Raw genomic sequence first — 26,169 nt, 5'->3', positions numbered from 1 at the left:
GACGAAATCAACGAACTGACACCGAAAAAATACAAAAAGCACGCTCACGAATGGCTCATACAGCACGGAATGAACATCTGCAAATCGAGAAAGCCAAATTGCGAAGAATGTATCGTTTCCGATTTATGTGACTATTACGAAAAGGCAAGTTAAAAGCAACAAAAAATACTGCAAGTAACAATGACTATAAGTAATTGCTTGTTCTCACCTACTTACGAATATTCCTGCGAAATATTTACTAACGTACAGTTCGCACTTCGTGCTCGTGTCTATTCGGTTTTTAATTGGTAACTTTAGTGCTTAAACACGTAACAAACCATATGCAAACCCCTGTGTGTCATTTATTAAAAACCAAAATGAACAGAAAAAAAGAATTAATTTACCTAATACTCATATTGACATTAAACTTTTCTTGCATAGATAACAAACCACTCAAAACTGAAGTAATTAAGCCAGAATTGGTAAACACCTTGCAAACCGACACCTTAAAATTTACTTCAGGCGTACGTGCAATTTTTCAAGATAGTAAAGGCATTTATTGGCTTGGAAGTCATAATGAAGGAGTATGCTATTTTGATGGAAAAACATTTAAATACCTTACAACTAATGACGGTTTAATAGACAATCAAATTCGTTCAATTCAAGAAGATAAAAACGGAATAATTTGGATTGCAACAGCTAGAGGTGTCAATAGCTATAATGGAAATAAACTAATGAGCTATTCAACCGAGTTTAATGCTCTAAAATCAGACTGGAATGCTACTACAGGTAACTTATGGTTTTATGCAGGAGAAGAAGATGGAATAAATCGTTTTGACGGAATGAATATGAATTACCTAATCTTTCCAAAGCCCAAACATATTGACCCCAATAATTCATTTGGTGTAACAGGTATATCAACAGATAAAGAAGAACGCGTTTGGATTGCAACTTATTCAGCATTATATAGCTATGATGGTAAAGTAGTAGATTTTTTTGGACATGAAAAATTAAATCTCGAAGATCATGAGCAAATCCATATACGAAGCATATTAGCCGATTCAAAAGGGCGCATTTGGATAGGAAACAATGGAATTGGTGTAATCCTTAAAAGTGGAGATTCAACAATACATTTTTCGGAGGAACAAGGAAAATTAATTCCAAAAAATGAGTTTAACGAAAATACCAGAACTGGACAATTTGCTAAAAACACAGGATTACAATCCGTTTTTACCATTGAAGAAGATTCAGAAGAGAATATTTGGTTTGGAGATAGAGATTCAGGAGCATGGAAATATAACGGTAAAACTTTGACAAATTATACTATCAATGATAAATTATTGAAACCAATGATTTGGACTATTTATAAAGACAATGATAATAATTTACTTTTTGGTATGGCAGATGGTCAAGTTTATATATTTAACGGAAAGTCATTTAACAAAAAGTTTTAAAAACTAAAATAACTACCGCCAACAATAGTTATAAGTAATGACTCTGCTCTCGCCTACTTTATTAATCTGGTAACTAATGATTATTTGAGGCTGTTGTATAGCATCAGAGAAAACAAAAACTCGTAAATTTACAACCGAAAAGTTCTTTTAAAATACTTTATCAACCGGAAAAGGTTTTACTTAAGGTAAATTAATAGGGAATTTGGTGAAAATCCAGAACTGTCCCGCAACTGTAAGTAACATACATAGGTTTTATCAAATTATGCTCACTGCCAAAAGCGGGAAGAGCGATAAAAACCGTTACAAGTCAGGAGACCTGCCTATTCCGAATTGACAATGCTTTCGTGGATTGAAGTATAAGTCAGGTTAGATACATTTTACATATAAAACCATGGGATAATTATGCCCTCTTCTGAAAATGTATGCATGCCCTTTCGTAAATTCTTTCTTGTTTGCATTACAAAGTTTAGCAAACGAACTTTTAAATAATTTAATAATGTTTAAAAGTTAAAAAATGACAACTGAAGAAAAAATAAAAAAATCAGAAACAAGAATATTTAAAGCCGTTTTCCCAAATACCACAAACCATTATGATACGCTTTTTGGTGGTACAGCAATGCAACTTATGGATGAAACCGCGTTTATAACAGCAACAAGGTTTAGCAGACAACAAATGGTTACTGTTAGTAGTGATAAAATTGATTTTAAAAAACCAATTCCAGCAGGCACGATTGTTGAGCTTTACGGATATGTTACTCACGTTGGAAACACAAGTTTAAAAGTAAGAGTAGATATTTTTGTTGAGGAAATGTATACAAACTTTAGAGAAAAAGCTGTTTCAGGTGAATTTACATTTGTAGCAATTAACGAAGACAAGAAACCTATTAAAATTGAATAAAAGAAGACAGTATAATAATGTGTTCATGCATTCTATTAAAAAAAAGCTATTAATAGGTCGCTACGCTTGGCTTTTAACCTGGAACTATGCGCTTTTTAGAGTGTATTACTTTAAAAAAACAGCCATATTTACTCTAAAAAATAACACGAAACAAGAAACTACAAACTCTACACCTACTACTCTAGTTAACACTTAATACTCATGGTATTATTATTTACACATTTTTGTTTCCACAAAAGGGAACTATAATTATATTTGCAACCTTAAAATAATTTACATGAAAGCAGGAATTGTAGGATTACCAAACGTAGGAAAATCAACCTTATTTAATTGTCTATCTAATGCCAAGGCGCAAAGTGCAAACTTTCCGTTTTGTACCATAGAGCCTAATATAGGTGTCGTAAACGTACCAGACCCAAGACTTCAAAAATTAGAAAGCCTTGTAAATCCTGAACGTGTTATTCCTGCTACTGTAGAGATTGTAGATATTGCTGGACTTGTAAAAGGTGCTAGTAAAGGTGAAGGATTAGGAAACCAATTTTTGGCTAATATTCGTGAAACCGATGCTATTTTACATGTTTTAAGATGCTTTGACAACGATAATATTGTACATGTAGATGGCAATATAAATCCGTTACGCGACAAGGAAACCATAGATATGGAACTTCAACTTAAAGACCTTGAAACTGTTGAGAAAAAGTTGGATAAAGTAAAACGTGCGGCAAAAACTGGAAATAAAGATGCACAAAAAGAAGAAGCTATATTATTACAGATAAAAGCAGGATTAGAAGCAGGAACATCAGTAAGAGCATTAGAGTTTAGCGAAGATGATTATGATGATTTTGTAAAACCATCTCAATTTATAACAGACAAGCCTGTAATGTATGTTTGTAATGTAGACGAAAGTGCTGCCGTATCTGGAAATAGTTATGTAGAACAAGTACGTGAGGCTGTAAAAGACGAAAATGCTGAAGTTTTAGTGCTAGCTGTAGGTACCGAAGCTGATATAAACGAGTTAGACGATTACGAAGAACGCCAAATGTTTTTATCTGACATAGGACTAGACGAACCAGGCTCATCAAAACTTATACGTTCTGCTTATAAATTATTAAACCAACAAACTTACTTTACTGCTGGTGTAAAAGAAGTGCGTGCTTGGACTGTAGGTATTGGTGCTACTGCGCCACAAGCAGCAGGCGTTATTCATACCGATTTTGAAAAAGGCTTTATTCGTGCTGAAGTTATAGGTTATGACGATTATGTAACCTATGGCAGCGAAGCCAAAGTAAAAGAAGCTGGAAAAATGCGTGTTGAAGGAAAAAACTACATTGTAAAAGACGGTGATGTTATGCACTTTTTATTCAATGTATAATTTTTTTTTATCAGAACATATTTTTTTATAAATAAAGCTCATGAACATAATGAAAGTGTCAGGTTTCTTTCATTAGCTTAACACATATATGCCCTTAATAAAAATAGAAACTCATATAAACGCAGATCAAAAGCTATGCTTTGATTTAGCAAGAGACATCTCCATACACGAGCAGTCACTAAAAAGAGCTTCTTTAAAGGCCGTTTCTGGAGAAACTTCTGGACTTTTAGAATTAAATGAATGGGTAAGCTGGGAAGAAAAGCACTTTGGCATTGTACAACATCTTACCCTAAAGATTTCTGAATTTGAAAAGCCAATTCTGTTTACTGAAGAAATGGAAATGGGTGTATTTAAGCGTTTTAAAAACGAATTTCATTTTTCAACCTTAAAAGAAAAAACAGTATTAGTAAATGTTTTAGACTTTGAATTACCTTTTGGTTTTTTAGGCAAGGTTTTAAACAAGCTTTTTTTAAAAAATTATGTAAAAAAGCTTCTGATAGACAGGATTTTATTTTTGAAAATGGCTATAGAAAACTGTTCTGAAAATTAATTTCACCATTACCAGCAAACAGCTATATTACAGCCTAATGTTCTCAACAACATAAGGCATTTTATTGTTAATTACTTTACATAAATGGGGTTTCATTTTTTAAACCGATATAGTATATTAGCAACATATCCAACAAATCACACCATTTTATGTCTGAACAATCTAATTACACCGAAGATAATATACGCTCACTCGATTGGAAAGAACATATCCGTATGCGTCCAGGAATGTATATTGGGAAACTTGGTGATGGTTCTTCTCCAGACGACGGTATATACATACTGCTAAAAGAAGTTTTAGACAACTCTATAGACGAGTATGTTATGGGCGCTGGAAAAACCATTGAAATCTCTATTCAGGGTAATAAAGTTATTGTGCGTGATTATGGTCGTGGTATTCCATTAGGCAAAGTGGTTGATGTGGTATCAAAAATGAATACTGGTGGTAAGTATGATTCGCGCGCCTTTAAAAAATCGGTTGGACTAAATGGTGTTGGTACCAAAGCCGTTAATGCCTTATCAAACTATTTTAGAGTTGAATCTACCAGAGATGGAAAATCTGCTTCAGCTGAATTTGAAAAAGGGAATCTTACCAACCAAGAACAGCTAGACGAAACATCACGTAGAAAAGGAACTAAAGTATCTTTTGTTCCTGACGAAACTATTTTTAAAAACTACAAATACCGCAATGAGTATGTAGAAAAAATGCTTAAAAACTATGTATACCTAAACCCAGGTTTAACCATTGTTTTTAACGGAGAAAAATATTACAGCGAAAACGGATTAAAAGATTTACTAGCAGAAAACATAAACGATTCAGATCTTGCCTACCCTATTATTCACTTAAAAGGCGATGATATAGAAGTTGCCTTAACACATAGTAAAACCCAATACAGCGAGCAATACCACTCGTTTGTAAACGGACAAAACACAACTCAAGGAGGAACACATTTAGCTGCTTTTAGAGAAGCCTTGGTAAAAACACTACGTGAGTTTTACGGTAAAAACTATGATGCTTCAGATATAAGAAAATCTGTAGTATCAGCCATTTCTATAAAAGTTATGGAACCTGTTTTTGAAAGTCAAACCAAAACAAAGTTAGGCTCTACAGATATGGGTGGTGATTTACCTACGGTAAGAACTTATGTAAACGACTTTATAAAAACCTATCTTGATAACTACTTACATAAAAACCCTAATGCAGCTGAAAGTATTCAACGTAAAATACTACAAGCAGAGCGTGAAAGAAAAGAGTTATCAGGCATAAGAAAATTAGCTAAAGACCGTGCAAAAAAAGCAAGTCTTCACAATAAAAAGTTACGCGATTGTCGTATTCATTTTGGTGACACAAAAAATGAGCGCAACCTTGAAACAACCCTATTTATAACCGAGGGAGATTCTGCATCTGGTAGTATTACAAAGTCTAGAGATGTAAATACACAAGCTGTTTTTAGCTTAAAAGGAAAACCTTTAAACTGCTATGGCTTAAGTAAAAAAATTGTTTACGAAAACGAAGAGTTCAATTTACTACAAGCCGCTTTAAACATAGAAGAATCACTAGAAGATTTACGATATAACAACATTGTAATAGCAACCGATGCCGATGTAGATGGTATGCACATTAGGCTTTTACTTATTACTTTCTTTTTACAGTTTTTTCCTGAAGTAATAAAAGAAGGTCATTTGTATATTTTACAAACACCACTATTTAGAGTACGTAATAAAAAGAAAACTATATACTGCTACTCTGAAGAAGAACGACGAAATGCTATTGAAGAATTAAAACCGAAACCGGAGATAACCCGATTTAAAGGTCTTGGTGAGATTTCTCCTGATGAATTTGTTCACTTCATAGGAGAAGACATTCGTTTAGACCCTGTTATGCTAGATAAAGATATGTCTATAGAAGAATTGTTATCATTCTACATGGGAAAAAACACACCAACAAGGCAAGAATTTATCATAGACAACCTAAAAGTTGAAATGGATATTGTTGAAGAATAACAAACCTACAAAGCGGAATTTAAATAGAAACAAAAACAAATAGCCTAAATCAATGAGTGAAGAAAACAATGATTTGATGAATGAAAATGAGGAAAATCATGAAACCATAACCAAGGTTACAGGAATGTATAAGGATTGGTTTTTAGATTACGCCTCATATGTAATTCTAGAACGTGCAGTACCTGCTATAGAAGATGGTTTTAAGCCTGTACAGCGACGCATTATGCACTCAATGAAAGACCTAGACGATGGGCGTTACAACAAAGTAGCTAATATTGTTGGTCATACCATGCAATATCATCCGCACGGAGATGCAAGTATTGCAGATGCTATGGTACAAATAGGCCAAAAAGATTTGCTAATTGATACCCAAGGAAACTGGGGAAACATCCTAACAGGAGATAGCGCTGCTGCATCACGTTATATAGAAGCACGTTTGTCAAAATTTGCTTTAGACGTTGTTTACAACCCAAAGATAACAGAATGGCAAGCATCATATGATGGGCGCCGTAAAGAGCCTATCAATCTTCCTGTTATGTTTCCGTTGCTATTAGCACAAGGTGGCGAAGGAATTGCTGTAGGTTTATCAACAAAAATATTACCTCACAACTTTATAGAACTTATTGATGCCTCTGTAAAACACTTAAAAGGAAAACGTTTTACAATTTACCCAGATTTTCCTACTGCTGGAATTGCTGATTTTACAGATTATAAAGATGGTTTACGAGGCGGAAAAGTACGTGTACGTGCAAAAATATCGCAACTAGACAAGAACACTCTTGTTATCACAGAAATACCATACAGCACAAACACATCATCATTAATAGATTCTATCTTAAAAGCCAATGATAAAGGCAAAATAAAAATTAAAAAGATAGAAGATAATACCGCGGCCGATGTTGAAATATTAGTACATCTACCGTCTGGTATCTCTCCAGACAAAACCATAGATGCACTTTATGCTTTTACAAACTGTGAAATATCAATATCACCATTAGGCTGTGTTATTGAAGACAACAAACCTCTTTTTATAGGTGTATCAGAAATGCTACGCCGCTCTACTGACAATACTGTTCAGTTATTAAAAAGTGAATTAGAAATAAAACTTGGAGAGTTTGAAGAGCAATGGCATTTTGCCTCTCTAGAACGTATATTTATTGAAAATAGAATTTATCGCGATATTGAAGAAGAAGAAACTTGGGAAGGCGTTATAAAAGCTATTGACAAAGGTTTACAACCTCACATAACTCATTTAAAACGTCCTGTTACTGAAGACGATATTGTAAGATTAACAGAAATACGAATTAAGCGTATATCAAAATTTGATATAGACAAGGCGCAACAAAAAATTGATGCATTAGAAGATCAAATTGCAGAAATAAAACATCATTTAGCAAACCTTATAGAATATGCTATAGCATATTTTGAGCGCCTTAAAAAAGATTATGGCGAAGGCAAAGAGCGTAAAACTGAAATACGCATTTTTGACGATGTTGATGTTACAAAGGTTGTAATAAGAAACACCAAACTCTATGTAAATCGTGCCGAAGGCTTTATAGGAACGTCATTACGCCGTGATGAATACATTTGTGATTGTAGCGATATAGACGACATCATAGTGTTTACCAAAGAAGGTAAAATGATGGTGACTAAAGTTGATACCAAAACCTTTATAGGTAAAGACATTATTCATGTTGCTGTATTCAAGAAAAAAGATAAGCGTACTATTTACAACATGATTTATCGCGACGGAAAAAGCGGTCCTACGTATGTAAAACGTTTTGCTGTTACCTCTATAACTCGTGATAAAGAATACGACCTTACCAATGGTAATAAAAACTCTATGCTTTGGTACTTCTCTGCAAATCCAAATGGTGAGGCTGAAGTTGTAAGCGTACTTCTACGTCAAGTGGGAAGCATAAAAAAACTAAAATGGGATATTGATTTTGCCGATATCCTAATAAAAGGACGTGCATCAAAAGGAAACCTAGTAACCAAGTATGCTGTTAAAAAAATAGAACTTAAAGAGAAAGGTGTTTCTACGTTAAAACCTCGTAAAATATGGTTTGACGACACCGTTCAGAGACTTAATGTTGATGGTCGTGGCGAGCTAGTTGGAGAGTTTAGAGGAGAAGACAGAATTCTTATTATAAAACAATCCGGAATTATAAAAACCATTATTCCAGAGTTAACAACTCATTTTGATGATGATATGATTGTTATGGAAAAGTGGATTCCTAAAAAACCTATTTCAGCCATATATTACAATGGCGAAAAAGAGCTATACTACGTAAAGCGTTTTCTTATTGAAAATGAAGGCAAAGAAGAAAGTTTTATATCTGATCATCCTGATTCGCAACTAGAAATAGTATCTACAGACTGGAGACCAATGGCCGAAGTTGAGTTTACTAAAGAACGTGGTAAAGACCGTAAAGATAATATGGAAGTAAACCTAGAAGAGTTTATTGCCATAAAAGGAATTTCTGCTTTAGGTAATCAATTGACAAAAGATAAGATTAACCAAATAAACTTACTGGATTCACTACCTTACGAAGCACCAGAAGACACGCCTGCTCAAGATATTGAGGTTATTGACGAAACAACTGTTGATAATGATGATGTAAATGGCGCAAAAAACGAAACCGAAAGCAACTCTAAAGATGAAGACTCTACGCAATCTTCAAATGATGGAGAAGGTCAAACAAAACTCTTTTAAAACAAAACATAAAACACTAACAACAAGCATGTTGTTAGTGTTTATTTCTTTTTTTAACGTTTACTTAAGACTCTAAAGCAAGAACCCCTATTAGTTTTGTAATGGTTTACTGTAACACTTCTATAATTTCAGTGTCTTTATAGTATCAATCAAAAAAACTAAACTAATACATGTTCCGTATTTTATCATTAGCACTAGTACTCTTGTGTGTAACCCAACTTACTGCTCAAGACAAAAAAGTGTTACAAATCTCACGTACAAACACACCACCTAAAATAGATGGTGTTCTAGATGATGCTGTATGGCAAAATGCCAATGAAGCCAAAGATTTTACACAATTTAAACCAGAAGTTGGTACAGCAGAAAACGACTACCAAAAAACTATTGTAAAAGCTACTTATGATAATGAAGCTATATATTTCTCGGCATATTTATATGATAAGCCCGAAGAAATAATGAAACAATTTAATAGTCGTGATAATTTTGGGCAACAAGATTTTTTTGGCATTATTATCAATCCTAATAATGATGCACAAAACGATACAGAATTCTTTTTATTCCCGTCAGGAAATCAAGCTGATGCTATTGCATCGCCTAGTATAGGAGAAGATTTTGGCTGGAATGCTGTTTGGGTTAGTGCGGTAAAAATTGTTGAAGACGGCTGGATTATTGAAGCAAAAATCCCCTATTCTACGCTACGATTTTCTAACCAAGACGTTCAGACTTGGGGCTTACAGTTTCACCGCCATTTTAGATCAAAACGCTCTCAATATACCTGGAATCCTTTAGATCCTACAAAAGGTAATATTGGGCTTTATCACGGAGAACTTCGTGGTTTAAAAAATATAGAACCGCCCACTAGATTAAGCTTTTACCCTTTTGCATCGGCTATTGTTGAGACACAAGATGATGTTACAGAAGACAGTTATAATATAGGTTTAGATATAAAATATGGTATCAGTGAAAACTTCACCCTAGATGCGACATTAATACCAGATTTTAGTCAAGCTGGTTTTGATGATGTTCAATTAAATCTAGGTCCTTTTGAGCAACAATTTGCAGAGCAGCGACAATTTTTTACAGAAGGAGTTGATTTATTTACAAAAGGAAATCTCTTTTATTCTAGACGTATAGGTAGCGCTCCTACCGGAAGTGTTTCTAGAAATGACAATGAAGTGGTTGATGAATTTCCTGAAACAGTAAGCATGCTTAATGCTATTAAAATTTCTGGCCGAACTAAAAAAGGATTAGGTATTGGTATTTTTAATGCAATTACCGAGAAAACTTCAGCTACAGTTAGAGATACTTTAACTGGGCTTGTTAGAAAAGAAGTTGTTGAGCCATTATCTAATTACAATATTCTTGTTGTAGATCAGCAATTCAATAAAAACTCCTCTGTAAGCCTTATTAATACTAACGTAACCAGAAATGGCCATTTTAGAGATGCTAATGTTACCGGATTACTTTTAAACCTGAATAACAAAAGTAACACGTATGGTTTAGAAGCTTCCGGAAAAATGAGTTCCTTAAATATAGATACAGGAACACTTACTGGTTATAGTTCTCAATTTTATATAGGAAAAATAGGTGGAAATTACCGCTACTCTGTAGGACATAGCTTTGCTGATGAAAATTATGATATCAATGATATGGGAATAATTTTTCAGAATAATTACAGTAACTTTTCTGCTGATGCTTCTTATAGAATTTTTGAACCAACAAAATTGTTTAACAACATGTATGTTGGTATTTACGGAAATTATAATATGAGATACAAACCCAATGTTTATGCAGGAAAAAATGTAGGCGTTGAATTTAATGCTACAACAAAAAAACTTCACGGATTTGGTGCCAACATTAATCTTCAGCCTGGAAAACAACTAGATTTTTTTGGTCCTAGAGTTGACGGTAGGTATTTTATATCTGAAGACTGGTTAAGTACATCTGCATGGATTTCATCAAATTATAATTACACCTTTGCTATAGATGCTAATATAGGTTACGAAACACTATTTGAACCAGGTAGAGACTACACAAGTTACTGGTATGGTTTAAGTCCGCGAATTAAATTTAATGAGAAATTTCTTGTTGTTTATAGCTTTGATTATGATTTAGAAGAAAAAGAGCGTGGTTATATTCACAATAGTTATGGTGGCGCTGTTCCTGATGATGTTATCTTGTATGGACAAAGAGACCAAACTACTATAGAAAATAGTCTGTCCGGAAGCTATAATTTCAACTCTTATCATGGCTTAACACTAACATTTAGAAACTATTGGAGTACTGTTACCTATGAAAATGACCTGTATGAACTACAAAACAATGGTAGATTAACCCAAGAGTCTGGCTACACAAAAACTGATACTTCAAATCCTGATGTAAACTTTAACACATGGAATTTAGATTTTGGGTACTCTTGGCAATTTGCACCAGGAAGTCAGTTAACAGCGCTTTATAGAAATCAATTGTTTAACAATTCTTCTGAATCTAGTAAAGATTACTTTAATAGCTTGGAGGATTTATTCAACCAAAACATTAAACATACATTTTCTTTAAAAGTTGTTTATTTTATTGACTATAATAATGTTAAAAATATATTTAGCAAGAATAATAGCTAATCATTGTACAGAACATCTTAAAACTGTAAATTGTTGCTTCATTTTTGATGTATGATAAAAGCAAATAACATTCATAAATATTATGGTGATTTACACGTTTTAAAAGGTGTGAATCTAGAGATACGCAAAGGAGAAATTGTATCTATAGTTGGTGCCTCTGGAGCTGGTAAAACCACCTTATTACAAATATTAGGCACATTAGATAGAATTTCAACAAATAGTGATAGTGAACTTTCTATAAATGACACCAACATAAGCCAACTTAATGATAAGGCTTTAGCTAAATTTAGAAACGAGCATATTGGTTTTATTTTTCAGTTTCATCAGCTACTACCAGAGTTTACTGCTCTTGAAAATGTTTGCATACCTGCTTTTATTAAAAAAACTTCAAAATCTGAAGCTGAAAAACGCGCTAAAGAGTTATTAGATTTTTTAGGATTAAGTCATAGGTATAATCACAAACCCAACGAATTATCGGGAGGTGAACAACAACGTGTTGCTGTTGCGAGAGCTTTAGTAAATAACCCTGAATTGATTTTTGCTGATGAACCTTCTGGAAATTTAGATAGTGAATCTGCAGAGAATTTACATAACTTGTTTTTTAAACTACGTGATGAGTTTGGACAAACTTTTGTGATTGTAACTCATAACGAAGAACTTGCTGACATGGCTGATAGAAAACTTACTATGGTAGATGGAAAAATGGTGGTTTAAGTAAATACCTTCCTATCTAAAGTTTACTAAAATCTAATTTATTAAATTAGTAAAGAACAATACTTATATCCTGAATAATGCTTTTAATATTACTGTCTTGGATTTACATTATAATCTTGGCATCTATTGCTGGCATTAGCCTTAACAAGTATTTAGGAATTACAAAAACGGATGACCTAACAACAATATTTCACGGTTTTTTTAGTATTACAATATTTGCTAGTATTTGGGCTATTTTTTCTGGCTTAAATGCTATTTTTTGTATAGTTCTTTCTTTATCAACAGCTTTTCTTTTTTACCTAAATAGAAAAGAATGCTTGAGCCATTTTTTACGATTTAAAGAAGACATCGTAAAACTAGATAGTTTCTTTAAACTAATATTAATAGGTGTTTCTATACTTATTTTAGCTCAATGTGCTTCTGCTCCTACTTTACCAGATAATGAATCATATTATATACAAACCATTTTATGGCTTAATGAATTTGGCTTTGTAAAAGGTTTAACAAACCTGCATTTGTTTTTAGGTCAAACTTCTGGATGGCATATTCTTCAAAGTGCTTTTAGCTTTAGTTTTATTTATCCCAATTTTAATGACATAAGCGGGTTATGCCTCCTTTTAGGTAATGTTTTCGCTATAGTAGCATTACAAAAATTTATAAAAAGTCATAATCGTAACAAAACATTACTATATTTAGGGTTACTTCCTGTTTTTAACTGCTTTTTATTTCCTTTTATAAGCAGTCCATCTCCTGACCTTGCAGTAATTATTTTGTTAGCAATAGTCGTTTTTAAGTTTATTACCAATTATAAAGCATGTTCTAAAGATGAGTTACTATCGGTCGTTATTCTTACTGCTTTTTTAATTTTTATAAAAGTTACTGCTATTGTTTGTCTTATTTTTCCTTTTGTTCTTTTTATAAAGCATCATAAAGCCAATAAAAAACATTCTATTATCATAGGAAGTATTTACACAACTGTATTGCTATTAATGATTACAAAAAACATTATTATTACAGGAAATGCATTATATCCACTTTTTGATTTTGATACTTTTAAAACTTCTTGGAGCCTTCCTAAAAACATATCAAGCTATTTTTCTTCTTATGGTAATGCTTATGGATATGGTATTTCAACAACAGTATACGAAACGAGCTCGATTGTTGAGCTATTAAAATACTGGATAAATTATACTGGGATTGATGGTTACATAAATAAGTGCATGGTAGTTTTATTGTTGGTCTTTGCTTTCTTTTTAAAGCATAAAACCTTTAGAATTATATATGGAGTTACTATAATACAATTGGTTTTACTTTTTTATACATCGCCACAGTTTCGTTTTTACTTACCATTTTTTATTGTATTGGTTTTATTAGTATTGTCTAGAGTATTTTGGAAGAAATTTGTAATAAAATTTATGCTAATATGCTCTATTTTACTATGCTTTGGCTTTATTTTTATTCCTTCTTTACCTGGAAAAACCAAAACTTCCTCATTTCACTTAAAAAACATTATAGAACCTTATAGTAATAGCAAGTATCCTTTAGAATATAAAACTATAACAACAAATAACGCTACACTAAATATTCCTGTTGGTATCGACTTTTTTTGGGGAACTGGCAACACACCTATTCCCGCATTAAATGAGCAACAGTTAGATTATTTTAAAACGTATTATAATGTTTTACCTGAACAGAAAAGTTCAAATCTGAAAGATGGTTATATTTTAAAATCAACAAAACAATAAAGACGCATTTATTTTAGAACCACAAAAAAGTCTTTTAAACCACTTAAAATACTTTGCACGGCATAAGCTGCCAAAATAAGTCCCATTACTTTACTTATTACTGTAATACCGTATTCTCCGACACGTTCTTTTACTTTGTTTGCCATAAGCAATAAGAAACAAGTAATTAATATAACTACAAACACCATAAGTGTTGTAAAAGCTTGTTGTTGTATACTATATATATGATTATCTGTCATTAACACAACAGCCATAATAGCTCCAGGTGAAGCAATAGAAGGAATAGCAACAGGAAAAATAGTTACGTGTTTATAATCTTTTATGAGGTCTTTTTCAGTTGTAGGTTTGCCTTCACCAAAAATCATAGTTAGCGCAAATAAAAATAGAATTACTCCACCAGAAATTTGAAAAGCATCAAGAGAAACATTCATTCCCTCTAAAATAATTTGACCTATTATAATGAAAGACAAAAGTATAATAAAAGCAATACCAGAAGCTCTTATAGCTACACGTCTTCTATGTTTTATATCGAATTGCTTTGTTGCTTCTAAATAAACTGGAACAGAACCTAAAGGATCTATAACTGCAATTAGAAAAAGTAACGTTGTGAGTATATCATTCATATAATACATGCTTGTAAACTTAAAAAACAAAATACATAAAATAACGGTTTAAACAAATGTCTAAACCGTTATTTGTATTTAACTTTTAAATAAGTCAAAAAATCTCAAACATTTATATGTTTTAAGCTAATTGCGCATTAATAAGATTAGCCCATTTATCACTTAATAAAATTTCTGTACGTAATTGCACATCATCTTTTTCATTATAAAGCTCAAAAGTTGTTGGTAAAACGCTATTTGTTTTAGATTCAAAACATAATTCAACACGTTCTATAACACTATTTTTTTTCTTATCTGAAACTATAATAGTTCGTAATGCTTTATTAGGATAACACATTGATACTGTTTGTAAATCTATAAACTGATTTGTGTTTTCATTATTTTCCTTTTTTGTAAAAAACAAACACTTTTTATCCGTATCAATCCCTATAACCATGTGGTCTAAAAAATCATATTGCGATATTTTACAATCATGCTTACTAGCTAACTGCTGTAAAGTTTGTAATGCTGTTTTTTTCTTTTTTGTTTTACTCATATACATAAATAAAAATGGTAAAACACATATAATAGTAATTATAGCCCCTATTGTGGCACTTCCTGTATTCATCTTAAGTTTTTTAATATTATTTAATTGTAAATAAAGCTTTTACCATAAAAGCTTACACACAAACCATTTTGGTTTGTATAACTAAAAAAATTAAAATGTTTACCAGTGATAATGAAACGGAAAGATTAGAGTCGCTTTTCTTTGATGTATAAAAAAACTCTTACCGCTATTGGCATATTGCTTATACTTAATATCTTGTAAGTCATCATATTGATTATTTACAACACAATGAATAGCTATAAAGTTATCAGTATTGAATAGCGATAAAGGTTCGGGCGTGTCTACAGAAAACTCTCCTTGAACCGTATGAGTATAATTTACATTTGATACATACGCAGAATATGCTTCTTCTTTTACAGAATCTGAAGCATTTTTAACGTATTCATAAGGCACATGATTTGTTGCTGCAATAGTAAAACTGTATACTAATGCAAGCAGTAATGCGCCTATATGTTTTTTGGTATTATTCACGAGGCAAATGTAATTTATAAAATATAACAGTATTTAAATAATTACCATTTTAACAATTTATTAGCTTGATAAATTACAGGAACGGAGTATTCAATTAACTAAAAGCATCTATCACTTCAATCTTGAAAAACAATAACAAACTAACTAACAACACACTACAAAGCTATTTTGATTTTTGGCACGCTGTTTGTTTTACATAGAAGTGTAAACAAATACCTTACGATTATGAAAAATACATTATTAATACTAGCAGGCATTCTTTTTAGTAGTTTCACTGCTAACGCAACTATAACCAACACAATAAGTGAGAGTGAAAATATATTAACAATGAGAGGTTATGGTAAGTCTTTCATTTTTGTAGAAAATAATATTGAATTTTCTGTTTTTCCAGATGGACAATTTGATTTTTACATGCCTAATTATGGTCCAAATGTTAATGTTGCTGTAAATGCGCCTGGAGTAAGCATCAGTTTTAATTCTGGATATAATTATAACCCTTATGTACAATACGATGAGTTTGGTGCTATTATACAAATTGAAAATACACCAATATACTATGACTATTATGGCCGAGTTTCTCAAGTAGGTAATATTTTTATTAACTACAATAGCTTTGGATATGTGTCTCGTGTTGGTGGTTTAAATATATTTTATAATGGTCGTGTGTTTTCGCATTACACGGGTTTTATAAACGTTTATAATAGACATTATGTTTATAGACCATGGCATGCATATTATAGAATTCCTGCATCTACGCATTGTGTCGTATATAACAGACCTTACAGACAATATTACAAACCTGTTCGCCATGTTTATTACAGACCTTACACAAACAACTATAGACGAACAACAGCTGTGGCTAGCAGACGAGGAAATACCATAACAAGAAATAGAGCACTTGCTACTAGGACTGTTGATACACCTAGAAGAACAGCTGTTACTAGAAACAATAGATCTCAAGTAAGAAGTAATAATACAACTAGAAGTCAACGTATAAAAGCGGTTTCTCCTAGAGCAAATACTCAAATAAAAAGATCTAATAACACAAGAAGTAATACAATAACAGCGCCTAGTAGAACTAGAACAAATACTATAAAAAATCAAAATAGATCACGTACTAAAGTTACAAATACAACCTCTAGAAGGGTAACAAAATCAGCGAGAAATGTATCTAAAAATATACAGAGAAAAAATTCTAGGGTATCACAAAAACCAAACAGCAATTATTCTCGTAAATATAGTACAGTAAATAAAAATAATAGACAGACTTCTTCTAACACAAGAGGTCGAGGAAGATAAAAATTTTTTGGTTGGTTAGTTGGAATGTCCCACATGTAGTATGCCTCAAAGCACCTTGTGGGATTTTCCCTTTTTAACGGTTTATAAGTTTATTTAGAAAATTATTAATATTCTCTGAAAAGTTAAGCCAGTAAACAAAAAAGCCATAAAACAAGGTTATTAAAAGTGTTTTTAAAGCAATACCAACTACCGGATGAAAACCAAAATCCCAAAAGTAAAAAACACCTAAAGACACAAGTATCAAAACAAACACTTTAGAGGTATTTATACTAAAAGGATTTATTTTAAACTTAAAATACACAAACCAAATCTTTGCAACATTATACAAAAACATAGCTATAAACGTTGCAAATGCTGCGCCATTTATGCCAAATTTTGGAATAAAGTACATGTTTAAAATTATAGTTAGAATGGCTAAAAACACGCCTAGCAACAATACCATCCTGTAATAATCACTATTAAATAAAATGGCATTATTATTACCTAATAGGGTTTCTAGTAGCTTTGAAAAACTAATCACAAACACGACAACTAATCCATCTGCGTAAACTGGATCAATGAGTTTGTATAACTGATTTATATTCAAAATTATAAGCAAGAAAATAAAACCACTTATAATGAATAGGTTTAATGAACTTTTCTTGTATAAATTTTTTAATTCAAGTTTATTTTTTTCATTTAAATATTTAGCTGTAATCGGGTTTACAATTTGGTGCATTGCTCTATAAGGAACACCTATTACGGTCGCTATATAAATAGCAACTCCGTAGTATGCAACATATTCTAAATTCACATAGCGATTTAGCATAAACTTGTCTATCTCTAAAATTATGTTTGCTACAGAACCTGCAACGATAATTAACGATGTGTATTTTAACACTTTAGAAATATCATTTACTTTAGAAAAAGATAATGTTGGAAATCGTAAGCTAAATGCATACAACTTCATAATAATTAAACGCAGTACATAAACACCTAAAATGCTATAAATTAACTCTTGAACAGATATAACGTTAAAATGCAAGCAAAGCAATAAAATAGCAATACAAACCCTATGAAAAACTTCTTTCATAAAATTCCCAAAAACTGTTTGCATTTGCACTTTAGACCAAGCATAAAAAATCTCAAAATAGGCAAAACTAACTGCTGCAGCGTAAATTAACCATACATAATCTTTTACTAATGGGTTATTCCCTATAAACCAATCGCTTATTACTTCAAAAGCAAAAACCCCTATTAAACCCGAAGGTATTATTATTAATAAAGGCAGAAAAAGCATGAGGGTTAAAAAACTATTTTGATTGCTTTTAGATTTATAAGATGAATAAAACTTAATTATCGTGTTATGAACACCAAAAGCCATAAGCGGCATCATGACATTTGCAGTAGAAAGTATATAAGTAATTAGTCCAAAGTATTCATCGCTTAAAAATGCTGTATATAAAAAGAAAACATTTATAGCACCAACAACAAACCCTAAATAGGTAATCAAGGTATTTTTTATTGATTGAATTGCTACAACTCCCATAAACTAAATAAGCTCTGACAATTTCTTTGTCAATGATTTACGACTGTATTTTTGTAAGCCAATAGCATGCGACTTTAAAACTCCAGTTTTGTATTGATTATAGTACTCTAAAATAGTACTTTTTAATGATTCGTGATCATCATAATAAAAATAACGTCCTGTATTAGTCTCTTTGATAATTTGCTCAACATCTGAAGCTTTTGGTCCTAAAGCAAGAATAGGTCGTTCAGAGACCATATATTCAAATAACTTACCTGGAATAATACATCTTGTTTCTTCAGAATCTATTTCAATAAGAATTAGTAATTGTGATTTTTTTTGAAAAACAACAGCTTCATTATGTGAAACATAACCGTGCTCATTTATATAATCACTCAAACCTAAATTATTTATTGATTTTAAAACATTTTCGCTTACAGCACCAATAAAATGGAGTTCAAAATCAGTTGCAAAATCACTATGTTCTGTAATTAACTCTTTTAAAACTTGCCATAAAACTTCAGGGTTTCTTTTAGATAATAATGAACCAATATGAGACATTGTAAACTTACTATCTAAATCAGGTGATTGCACATGATTTACATCATAACCATTTGTTATTACAGATATTGGTTTATCTGTTATAAGTTGAAACTCCTGCTTGGTAACATCACTAGTAACAATAATTTGATTGGCAGCTTGCAACACTTGCTTTTCTAGTGCTTTATGCTTTAATGAAGCTTTTTTTGTGAGTTTTAATTGTTTATGGTAACCTATTGTAGTCCACGGATCTCGAAAATCTGCAATCCAATTAACATGTAGTTGTTTTTGCAAATGCAAACCTATTAAATGTAAACTATGCGGCGGACCTGTTGTTATTACAGTCTCAATATTATAATCTGATATATAGGTCTGTAAATATTGAACCGATGGTTTTACCCAACCTACTCTAGCATCTGGTATAAAAAAATTACCTCTTACAAACAGTAACAAACGCTCAATAAGACTTTGTTTTTTTTCTTCTGAAATAATACCCTTACTTACTGTTTTTGAGCGTTTTTTAGACAGTAAACTCGCGAACTTATAAGGTTCATTTATAGCCTGCTTAATAATTGTCACATGTTCAGGTACATCATCTAACAAGGTATCATCTACTAATGGATAATTAGGGTTGGATGGAATGTAAACAATAGGATCAATATTAAAATCCGGAAGATATTTTACAAATTTTAACCAGCGTTGTACGCCAGGTCCTCCAGCTGGCGGCCAATAATACGTAATTATAAGCGCTTTTTTACGCACCAAGTTTAGAAGAGTTTTTAAATTGATAAAATAACCCGCCAAGCAATAACAATACAAACACAATTAAGCTTGCTAAAGCTATACTGCTACCTGTTTTTATCACTTTTGGCTCAAACTTAAATTCAATGATGTGCTTACCTGATGGAATTTGCATGCCTCGTAACACATAATTTACACGGGTATAATCCGTTTTTTTACCATCTATATAGGCTTGCCAACCATTTGAGTAAAAAATCTCTGAAAATACAGCAAAACCATCTTTATTATTGTTTGATTGATATTTTATATAGTTAGGCTTATACGTTAATACTTTAATACTTTCAGTTCCATCAAGCTTATAAGTTGATGATACATTTAAGTCATTAGCATCATTTTTTACATTAAGTACAGCAATACGCTTTGTATCTAAACTATCTAGAGCTAAAATCTCATCATTAGCAGTTTCTACTGGTTTAAACTTTTCTATAAACCATGCGTTTCCGTTAGGTTGTGTATATCTTGTTTCTGCTAGTAGTCTACCTTGCTCATCTTCAATAATCACATATTTAGTATTGAGCATGTTAAGCACATCTAAATTATTTTTAGCAATATGAAAATCAAACAACTCATCATAACGCTTTAATTTGGCAGCGTGATAACCTGACAATGAGTTATGAAAGTATGAAGCTCTAGCGCCACCAGAAGTCACATCAAACACCCTAAAATGGGTTGTGTCTTTTAAAATTTCTTTATCAGCTGCACTTTTTTGATATGGCTTATTTACTTGAATAGATGGTATAAAATCACTATTATTTACATAGCGTTTATCAACACTGATCAAATCAAATAAAAGCAGTCCTGCAAAAGCAACTACTACAAGCGTTTGTGATAATTTCTTTTTTAAATACATAAAAATTACACCTGCAGAAAGCACTACCAAAATAAGGGTACGCCATACATCTTTGCTGAATAACATTTTTCTATCAGTTCTAACAGCATCAATAAATTGTTGTCCGTAATTTTGGCGATACATACCATCGTGCGCTCCTGCAAAATCAAATGTAGATTTAAACAATAACAATAAAATCGCTAACCCTGCTGTGATAGCCGCTGAATACTTTAAAGCTTTTAATTTTTGATCATCATCTTCAAATTGATTGAATAATCGAGACAAACCAAAAATTCCTAAAATAGGGATACACAACTCTAAAATAACCTGAATTGAACTTACTGCCCTAAATTTATTATACATAGGAACATAGTCTATAAAAAGGTCTGTTAGAAAGAAATTCTTACCGTATGATAGCAACAACGACAACACAGTACCACCAACTAACCACCATTTTAAACGACCTTTTACCAAAAACAAAGCAAAAACGAACAAGAAAATAATAACAGCTCCAACATACGCAGGCGCTTCAACAATTGTTTGGTCTCCCCAATATGTTGGTATTTGTTTAGTTTGTTCAAGTGCTTGTAATGGTGTAGCTCCTAACCTTATAAAAAAGTCATAAGACGCCGAGTTTTTACCAACATCTTCATAGCTACCACCTCCTAAAATTCTAGGAACAAATAAGTTTAGTGATTCTAAAATCCCGTAACTGTACTCGGTAATATACTCTTTACTTAAACCACTAGTAACTTCAATAGGTGCGCCTTCAGCATTAATAGTTAGTTCACTCTTACTTCTAGTACTTTCTTTGGCATACTCTTGAGTTGCCATAATATTAGTAGCATTAAGTCCTATAGCTAGAACAACTGCTAAAACCAATAAGCCTACCGATTTAAAATAATGTGGCAGCAACGCTTTTTTATATGCATCAATAAAATAAGCAATACCTAAAACAACAACTAAAAACATTAAGTAATAAGTCATTTGAAAGTGATTTGCTACAAGCTCTAATCCCATTGCTACTGCTGTAAGCAAAAAGCCAAAAACATAATGCTGCCTAAACGTGAGAATAATACCACTTAAAACCAAAGGCATGTATGCTATTGCATGTGCTTTAGCATTATGACCAACACCTAAAATAATTATTAAATAGGTTGAAAAACCAAATGTCAAAGCTCCTAAAGCGGCTAATTTAAAATCAACCTTTAGTACAAGTAGCAGTATATAAAACCCTATAAAATAGAGAAATAAATAATCTGCAGGTCGTGGCAAAAATCGAAGCGATAAATCTAACTTCTTTATAAAATTGTTTGGGTATTTAGCTCCTAATTGATAGGTTGGCATTCCTCCAAAAGCACTATTTGTCCAATAAGTTTCTTCTCCAGTAGCCTCTCTAAAGTCGGTTTGTTGTTTAGACATACCGATGTATTGTTTAATATCGCTTTGAAAAATTTGTTTTCCTTGTAAAACAGGACTAAAATATGCTAATGAAATAATTACAAATCCTACTACAACAAGTATATGCGGAAGAAATTTTTTAAAAGAAAATTGCATGAAAATATATTAAACAATGATTGCGAAAATTAATCAATTTCTTCGTAATCTACGTATTCTCCAACAGTTTTATTTGAAGTTTTTTTGTTTTGAGGAGCCTTATCTATTGTCACTTCGCCTTCTCGTTTTTGTTGTGGTTGATTTTGATATTGCCCAAACTGACCACCAAAGCGCTCTTCAGCTTTTTTTGCAACATATTTCACCAATAACGGAGCAAATAATCTAGAAAGAATTTTTAATCCGTAGTAGATTAATAATATAATTAATATCGTTTTTAACACGCCTGTTACAGATGCATACTGAAGCATATTCTCTTTTTTTAACAAAAATACAATTCTCATTACTTAAATTCCGTTATTAATACTTAAAAAAAATATAAAATCTATATATTTGAATTCAAACTAAACCGTATGAAATCCTTAAAAAACTATCTGTTCCTAGCATTTACCTTTATGGCTTTTAGCGCCTATTCGCAATATACAGAGGTCATAAACTCTAACAGACCTGGAGTTTCAAAAAGTGCCTTTTCTGTAGGTACTAATGTTGTACAGTTTGAAGTAGGGCCTTACATTCTTAATGAAAAACATCAATTGCAAAACACAAAAGACAATAGCTTTGGTGTTGATTTTGCAGCTAGATACGGCTTATTATGGCCGCAACTAGAAATAAATGTTGAAGGAACGTTTCAATCTACTAAGCGCACATATTCTAGCGGAATAAATGAGGATAAATACAGTAATTTTAAAACATTAACTATTGGGGCAAAATATTTAGTTTATGACCCTTATAAAAATTCAGAAGAAGAAAAACCAGATATTTACAGCTGGAAAGCCAATCACAGTTTTAAATGGAATCAACTAATTCCTGCCGTAGCTGTTTATGCGGGTGCTAATTTTGACACAAAAGATAACCCTTTTACTGCAAATGGTGTTGAAGGCTTTAGCCCTAAAGTAATGGTTGCTACTCAAAACAATTTTGCTAGCGGTTGGGTATTGGTTACTAATTTTATTTTAGACCGAATAGGCACAGATCAATCTGATTTTTCTTTTTTAATTACACTTACCAAATCAATTACAGATCAATGGGTGCTATTTGGAGAAACTCAAGGAATAAGCAGTGATTTTTATGCCGATAATTTATTTAGATTTGGTGGCGCTTATTTATGGAGTAGAAATTTTCAGCTTGATACAGCACTTACTTTTAATGCAAAAGATACACCTTCAGTATTTGGTGTCACTCTAGGAGCTTCATACAGACTAGATTTCCATAAAGATAAAGAGGAAGACGACGGCACATCTGCCAAAGACGAATTAGAAAGACGTGAAAATAAAGCACGTGGTAAAAACAAAAATAAACGCAAAAAAGAAAATTTAGACGTAGACTTTAACGACGAAAATTAATTATTTGCCAATCTGTTTATGATTACATTAAAAAAGGTTCAAACCAAAAAGGACTTAAAAACATTTGTAACATTTCCCTTTACATTATATAAAGATTCAGAATATTGGGTACCTCCTATTATATCTGATGAAATGGCTACACTCACAAAAGGAAAAAACCCTGCTCTAGAACATGCAGACGCACAGCTTTTTTTAGCTTACAAAAACAAAACTGTTGTTGGTCGTGTTGCTGCTGTAGTAAACTGGACAGAAGTTAATGAGCAACAAGTTAAAAAAATGCGCTTTGGCTGGTTTGATGTTATTGATGATTATGCTGTTTCTGAAATGCTGCTAAACAAAGTTATAGAAATTGGTAAATCACATAATTTAGAATACATAGAAGGTCCTGTTGGTTTTTCTAATCTAGATAAAAATGGAGCTCTAACAGAAGGATTTAACCATATTGGAACTATGGCCACTTGGTATAATCATCCTTATTATATAGCACATTTTGAAAAATTTGGACTAGAAACCGAAAAAGAATACATAGAAAGTAAATTTGACTTTAGAATAGTTCCTGTTGAACGCTTTAAACGCGTTAACAGCTTAATAACAAAGCGATACAACCTTAAACCGATGAGCTTTACAAACTCTAAAGACATTATACCGCATCTAGACGCCATGTTTGAGTTATTTAATAACTCATACTCTAAACTATCTACTTTTGTTCCTATATCAAATAAGCAACAAGAATATTTAAAAAAGAAGTTTATAAGTTTTATAAACCCAGAGTACATCAAATTTGTGTTTGATGAAAACAACAAGATGATTGCTTTTGCTATTGTACTGCCTTCGTTTTCTAAAGCTTTACAAGAAGTGAAAGGAAAACTATTCCCTTTTGGTTTTTTGAAACTTTTAAAAGCAAAGAAAAATAGTAAAACGGCTTTATTTTACTTAATAGGTGTTGAGCCTCATTACCAAAACAAAGGTGTTACAGCGATTATTTTTGAAGAATTCCATAAATCTTTATCTAAAAATGGTATTCACACATGTATAAGACTACCTGAATTGGCTGATAATTATGCTTCGCATCAAATATGGAAAGATTTTAATTGTGAGATTATAAAACGAAGAAAAACTTTTAAGAAAACGATATAAAAAAATCCGATGATTTCTCATCGGATTTTTTATTTATAAATAATACCTCAAAAATTTGTTTATTTATTATTGTCCCATAGCTGCCGCAACAGCTGCTGATAATCTTTTGTAAGTACCGTTTTCTAAACGATCTCTAATTGCTGAAAACGCATTAAGTGTTTCCTCTACATCATCTAAAGTGTGTGTAGCAGTAGGAATCATACGTAAAAGTATTAAACCTTTAGGTATCACTGGATACACGACAATAGAACAGAAAATTCCATAATTTTCACGTAAATCTTTAACTAAAGCCATAGCTTCAGGAATACTTCCTTTTAAATATACAGGTGTTACACAACTTTGTGTTGTTCCTATATCAAAGCCACGTTCTTTTAATCCAGATTGTAATGCGTTAACGTTTTCCCAAAGCTTTGCTTTAAGCTCTGGCATTGTTCTTAACATCTCTAAACGCTTTAATGCTCCAACTACAAGTTGCATTTGTAGTGATTTTGCAAACATTTGAGAACGTAAGTTATATTTTAAATAATCTATGATTTCTTGATCTGCAGCAATAAAAGCTCCTGTACTTGCCATAGACTTTGCAAAAGTTGCAAAATAAACATCTATACCATCTTGAACTCCTTGCTCTTCTCCTGCTCCTGCTCCTGTTTTTCCTAATGTACCAAAACCATGAGCGTCATCAACAAAAAATCTGAAATTATACTTTTCTTTTAAGGCTACAATTTCTTTTAAACGACCTTGCTCACCACGCATTCCAAATACACCTTCAGAAATCACTAAAATTCCTCCTCCGGTTTGTTCAGCCATTTTGGTAGCTCTCTCTAGGTTTTTTTCTAAACTTTCAACATCATTATGCTTGTAAGTAAAGCGTTTTCCCATATGTAAACGCACACCGTCAATAATACACGCATGTGCATCAACGTCATAAACAATAATATCATCTTTAGATACTAATGCATCTATTGTTGATACCATTCCTTGATAACCAAAGTTAAGCAAATAAGCAGCTTCTTTATTTACAAACGAAGCTAGTTCATTTTGAAGTTGCTCATGCAACTCTGTGTGACCTGACATCATTCTTGCTCCCATAGGATAAGCCGAACCATAAGCAGCACCAGCTTCAGCATCTACTTTACGTACTTCAGGGTGATTTGCTAATCCTAAATAGTCATTGATACTCCAAGTAATTACTTCTTTACCTTGAAATTTCATTCTATTAGAGATTTCTCCTTCTAGCTTTGGGAATACAAAATAGCCTTCTGCTTGAGAAGCCCATTTTCCTAAAGGTCCTTTATCTCTATATATTTTATCAAATAAATCTTTCATATAGCCATTAATCTAGTTAGTAG

At 32.0% G+C, this 26,169-nt stretch carries 22 protein-coding genes and 1 riboswitch; of the genes, 14 read left to right on the top strand and 8 right to left on the bottom strand.

What is annotated here, in order from left to right:
- Window positions 1-69: 69 nt before the first annotated feature.
- From ACN5J3_RS10865 to ACN5J3_RS10815, 11 genes are all read left to right on the top strand, one after another.
- The gene (locus tag ACN5J3_RS10865; protein ID WP_418511764.1) at window positions 70-153 is read left to right on the top strand and encodes a hypothetical protein; all 84 of its coding nucleotides are present in this window, start codon (window positions 70-72) and stop codon (window positions 151-153) included.
- Between the two features lie 203 nt (window positions 154-356).
- On the top strand, window positions 357-1,433 hold the full coding sequence (locus tag ACN5J3_RS10860; RefSeq protein WP_418511762.1) for a ligand-binding sensor domain-containing protein: 1,077 nt from the start codon (window positions 357-359) through the stop codon (window positions 1,431-1,433).
- Between the two features lie 154 nt (window positions 1,434-1,587).
- A riboswitch (cobalamin riboswitch) is annotated at window positions 1,588-1,772 on the top strand.
- Window positions 1,773-1,947: 175 nt separating this feature from the next.
- Entirely contained in the window at window positions 1,948-2,331 is a 384-nt protein-coding gene (locus tag ACN5J3_RS10855; RefSeq protein ID WP_417291082.1) for an acyl-CoA thioesterase, read from the top strand.
- Between the two features lie 25 nt (window positions 2,332-2,356).
- On the top strand, window positions 2,357-2,527 hold the full coding sequence (locus tag ACN5J3_RS10850) for a hypothetical protein (RefSeq protein ID WP_417291083.1): 171 nt from the start codon (window positions 2,357-2,359) through the stop codon (window positions 2,525-2,527).
- Between the two features lie 81 nt (window positions 2,528-2,608).
- Window positions 2,609-3,703: a redox-regulated ATPase YchF gene (gene ychF / locus ACN5J3_RS10845; protein WP_417291084.1), complete on the top strand. Its 1,095-nt coding sequence runs from the start codon at window positions 2,609-2,611 to the stop codon at window positions 3,701-3,703.
- A gap of 88 nt (window positions 3,704-3,791) precedes the next feature.
- Window positions 3,792-4,253, top strand: coding sequence for an SRPBCC family protein (locus tag ACN5J3_RS10840; protein WP_418511761.1), 462 nt, complete (start codon window positions 3,792-3,794; stop codon window positions 4,251-4,253).
- 149 nt (window positions 4,254-4,402) lie between these two features.
- Window positions 4,403-6,256 (top strand): DNA topoisomerase IV subunit B, encoded by a 1,854-nt coding sequence (locus ACN5J3_RS10835; RefSeq protein ID WP_417291086.1) that lies wholly within the window; start codon window positions 4,403-4,405, stop codon window positions 6,254-6,256.
- A 52-nt stretch (window positions 6,257-6,308) separates the two neighbouring features.
- A complete protein-coding gene (locus ACN5J3_RS10830; protein WP_417291087.1) occupies window positions 6,309-8,972 on the top strand; it encodes a DNA gyrase/topoisomerase IV subunit A in 2,664 nt (887 codons plus the stop codon).
- 170 nt (window positions 8,973-9,142) lie between these two features.
- Window positions 9,143-11,590 (top strand): DUF5916 domain-containing protein, encoded by a 2,448-nt coding sequence (locus ACN5J3_RS10825; protein ID WP_418511760.1) that lies wholly within the window; start codon window positions 9,143-9,145, stop codon window positions 11,588-11,590.
- Window positions 11,591-11,641: 51 nt separating this feature from the next.
- The gene (locus ACN5J3_RS10820) at window positions 11,642-12,304 is read left to right on the top strand and encodes an ABC transporter ATP-binding protein (RefSeq protein WP_418511759.1); all 663 of its coding nucleotides are present in this window, start codon (window positions 11,642-11,644) and stop codon (window positions 12,302-12,304) included.
- A 77-nt stretch (window positions 12,305-12,381) separates the two neighbouring features.
- Window positions 12,382-14,049, top strand: coding sequence for an LIC_10190 family membrane protein (locus ACN5J3_RS10815; protein ID WP_418511758.1), 1,668 nt, complete (start codon window positions 12,382-12,384; stop codon window positions 14,047-14,049).
- A gap of 8 nt (window positions 14,050-14,057) precedes the next feature.
- Here the strand turns inward: ACN5J3_RS10815 and ACN5J3_RS10810 are convergent, their stop codons facing one another.
- From ACN5J3_RS10810 to ACN5J3_RS10800, 3 genes are all read right to left on the bottom strand, one after another.
- Window positions 14,058-14,672 carry a MarC family protein gene (locus ACN5J3_RS10810; protein WP_418511756.1) on the bottom strand — a complete coding sequence of 205 codons (615 nt, stop codon included), beginning with the start codon at window positions 14,670-14,672 and terminating at the stop codon, window positions 14,058-14,060.
- 121 nt (window positions 14,673-14,793) lie between these two features.
- Window positions 14,794-15,279, bottom strand: a complete 486-nt coding sequence (locus ACN5J3_RS10805) for a hypothetical protein (RefSeq protein WP_418511755.1) — start codon at window positions 15,277-15,279, stop codon at window positions 14,794-14,796.
- A 99-nt stretch (window positions 15,280-15,378) separates the two neighbouring features.
- Window positions 15,379-15,750 (bottom strand): hypothetical protein, encoded by a 372-nt coding sequence (locus ACN5J3_RS10800; RefSeq protein WP_418511754.1) that lies wholly within the window; start codon window positions 15,748-15,750, stop codon window positions 15,379-15,381.
- A gap of 225 nt (window positions 15,751-15,975) precedes the next feature.
- On the opposite strand from ACN5J3_RS10800, the gene ACN5J3_RS10795 reads away from it, so the two are divergent.
- Window positions 15,976-17,049, top strand: coding sequence for a hypothetical protein (locus tag ACN5J3_RS10795; protein ID WP_418511753.1), 1,074 nt, complete (start codon window positions 15,976-15,978; stop codon window positions 17,047-17,049).
- Between the two features lie 73 nt (window positions 17,050-17,122).
- Here ACN5J3_RS10795 and ACN5J3_RS10790 read toward each other — a convergent pair whose 3' ends face one another.
- From ACN5J3_RS10790 to ACN5J3_RS10775, 4 genes are read right to left on the bottom strand one after another with little or no spacing between them, the layout of a single operon-like run.
- Window positions 17,123-18,577 carry a lipopolysaccharide biosynthesis protein gene (locus ACN5J3_RS10790; RefSeq protein WP_418511752.1) on the bottom strand — a complete coding sequence of 485 codons (1,455 nt, stop codon included), beginning with the start codon at window positions 18,575-18,577 and terminating at the stop codon, window positions 17,123-17,125.
- A gap of 3 nt (window positions 18,578-18,580) precedes the next feature.
- Window positions 18,581-19,858, bottom strand: coding sequence for a glycosyltransferase family 4 protein (locus ACN5J3_RS10785; protein ID WP_418511763.1), 1,278 nt, complete (start codon window positions 19,856-19,858; stop codon window positions 18,581-18,583).
- Window positions 19,851-22,283, bottom strand: a complete 2,433-nt coding sequence (locus ACN5J3_RS10780) for a YfhO family protein (protein WP_418511751.1) — start codon at window positions 22,281-22,283, stop codon at window positions 19,851-19,853. The genes ACN5J3_RS10785 and ACN5J3_RS10780 overlap by 8 nt, the downstream gene beginning before the upstream one ends.
- Window positions 22,284-22,312: 29 nt before the next feature.
- Window positions 22,313-22,591 (bottom strand): DUF4834 family protein, encoded by a 279-nt coding sequence (locus ACN5J3_RS10775; protein ID WP_344730935.1) that lies wholly within the window; start codon window positions 22,589-22,591, stop codon window positions 22,313-22,315.
- Between the two features lie 102 nt (window positions 22,592-22,693).
- Here ACN5J3_RS10775 and ACN5J3_RS10770 point away from each other — a divergent pair, with 102 nt between their 5' ends.
- Window positions 22,694-23,683, top strand: coding sequence for a transporter (locus ACN5J3_RS10770; protein ID WP_418510005.1), 990 nt, complete (start codon window positions 22,694-22,696; stop codon window positions 23,681-23,683).
- 18 nt (window positions 23,684-23,701) lie between these two features.
- Complete coding sequence (locus ACN5J3_RS10765) at window positions 23,702-24,820, top strand: GTP cyclohydrolase (RefSeq protein ID WP_418511750.1); 1,119 nt, start codon at window positions 23,702-23,704, stop codon at window positions 24,818-24,820.
- A gap of 66 nt (window positions 24,821-24,886) precedes the next feature.
- On the opposite strand, the gene ACN5J3_RS10760 is transcribed toward ACN5J3_RS10765, so the two are convergent.
- Entirely contained in the window at window positions 24,887-26,146 is a 1,260-nt protein-coding gene (locus tag ACN5J3_RS10760) for an aminotransferase class I/II-fold pyridoxal phosphate-dependent enzyme (RefSeq protein ID WP_344730855.1), read from the bottom strand.
- Window positions 26,147-26,169 lie beyond the last annotated feature (23 nt).

The sequence above is a fragment of the Corallibacter sp. genome (assembly GCF_048381695.1).
Classification (GTDB): domain Bacteria; phylum Bacteroidota; class Bacteroidia; order Flavobacteriales; family Flavobacteriaceae; genus Corallibacter; species Corallibacter vietnamensis.
The sequence above is the reverse complement of the archived record's forward strand: the minus strand, read 5'-3'. Positions and strand labels throughout refer to the sequence as shown.

Bases quoted from the DNA above. Each gene is read 5' to 3' on its own strand.
- ACN5J3_RS10815 (WP_418511758.1), top strand. From the start codon at position 12,382: ATGCTTTTAATATTACTGTCTTGGATTTACATTATAATCTTGGCATCT.
- ACN5J3_RS10760 (WP_344730855.1), bottom strand. From the start codon at position 26,146: ATGAAAGATTTATTTGATAAAATATATAGAGATAAAGGACCTTTAGGA.
- ychF (WP_417291084.1), top strand. From the start codon at position 2,609: ATGAAAGCAGGAATTGTAGGATTACCAAACGTAGGAAAATCAACCTTA.
- ACN5J3_RS10770 (WP_418510005.1), top strand. From the start codon at position 22,694: ATGAAATCCTTAAAAAACTATCTGTTCCTAGCATTTACCTTTATGGCT.
- ACN5J3_RS10835 (WP_417291086.1), top strand. From the start codon at position 4,403: ATGTCTGAACAATCTAATTACACCGAAGATAATATACGCTCACTCGAT.
- ACN5J3_RS10855 (WP_417291082.1), top strand. From the start codon at position 1,948: ATGACAACTGAAGAAAAAATAAAAAAATCAGAAACAAGAATATTTAAA.
- ACN5J3_RS10790 (WP_418511752.1), bottom strand. From the start codon at position 18,577: ATGGGAGTTGTAGCAATTCAATCAATAAAAAATACCTTGATTACCTAT.
- ACN5J3_RS10805 (WP_418511755.1), bottom strand. From the start codon at position 15,279: ATGAATACAGGAAGTGCCACAATAGGGGCTATAATTACTATTATATGT.
- ACN5J3_RS10795 (WP_418511753.1), top strand. From the start codon at position 15,976: ATGAAAAATACATTATTAATACTAGCAGGCATTCTTTTTAGTAGTTTC.
- ACN5J3_RS10810 (WP_418511756.1), bottom strand. From the start codon at position 14,672: ATGAATGATATACTCACAACGTTACTTTTTCTAATTGCAGTTATAGAT.
- ACN5J3_RS10860 (WP_418511762.1), top strand. From the start codon at position 357: ATGAACAGAAAAAAAGAATTAATTTACCTAATACTCATATTGACATTA.
- ACN5J3_RS10865 (WP_418511764.1), top strand. From the start codon at position 70: ATGAACATCTGCAAATCGAGAAAGCCAAATTGCGAAGAATGTATCGTT.
- ACN5J3_RS10765 (WP_418511750.1), top strand. From the start codon at position 23,702: ATGATTACATTAAAAAAGGTTCAAACCAAAAAGGACTTAAAAACATTT.
- ACN5J3_RS10780 (WP_418511751.1), bottom strand. From the start codon at position 22,283: ATGCAATTTTCTTTTAAAAAATTTCTTCCGCATATACTTGTTGTAGTA.
- ACN5J3_RS10825 (WP_418511760.1), top strand. From the start codon at position 9,143: ATGTTCCGTATTTTATCATTAGCACTAGTACTCTTGTGTGTAACCCAA.
- ACN5J3_RS10820 (WP_418511759.1), top strand. From the start codon at position 11,642: ATGATAAAAGCAAATAACATTCATAAATATTATGGTGATTTACACGTT.
- ACN5J3_RS10850 (WP_417291083.1), top strand. From the start codon at position 2,357: ATGCATTCTATTAAAAAAAAGCTATTAATAGGTCGCTACGCTTGGCTT.
- ACN5J3_RS10840 (WP_418511761.1), top strand. From the start codon at position 3,792: ATGCCCTTAATAAAAATAGAAACTCATATAAACGCAGATCAAAAGCTA.
- ACN5J3_RS10775 (WP_344730935.1), bottom strand. From the start codon at position 22,591: ATGCTTCAGTATGCATCTGTAACAGGCGTGTTAAAAACGATATTAATT.
- ACN5J3_RS10830 (WP_417291087.1), top strand. From the start codon at position 6,309: ATGAGTGAAGAAAACAATGATTTGATGAATGAAAATGAGGAAAATCAT.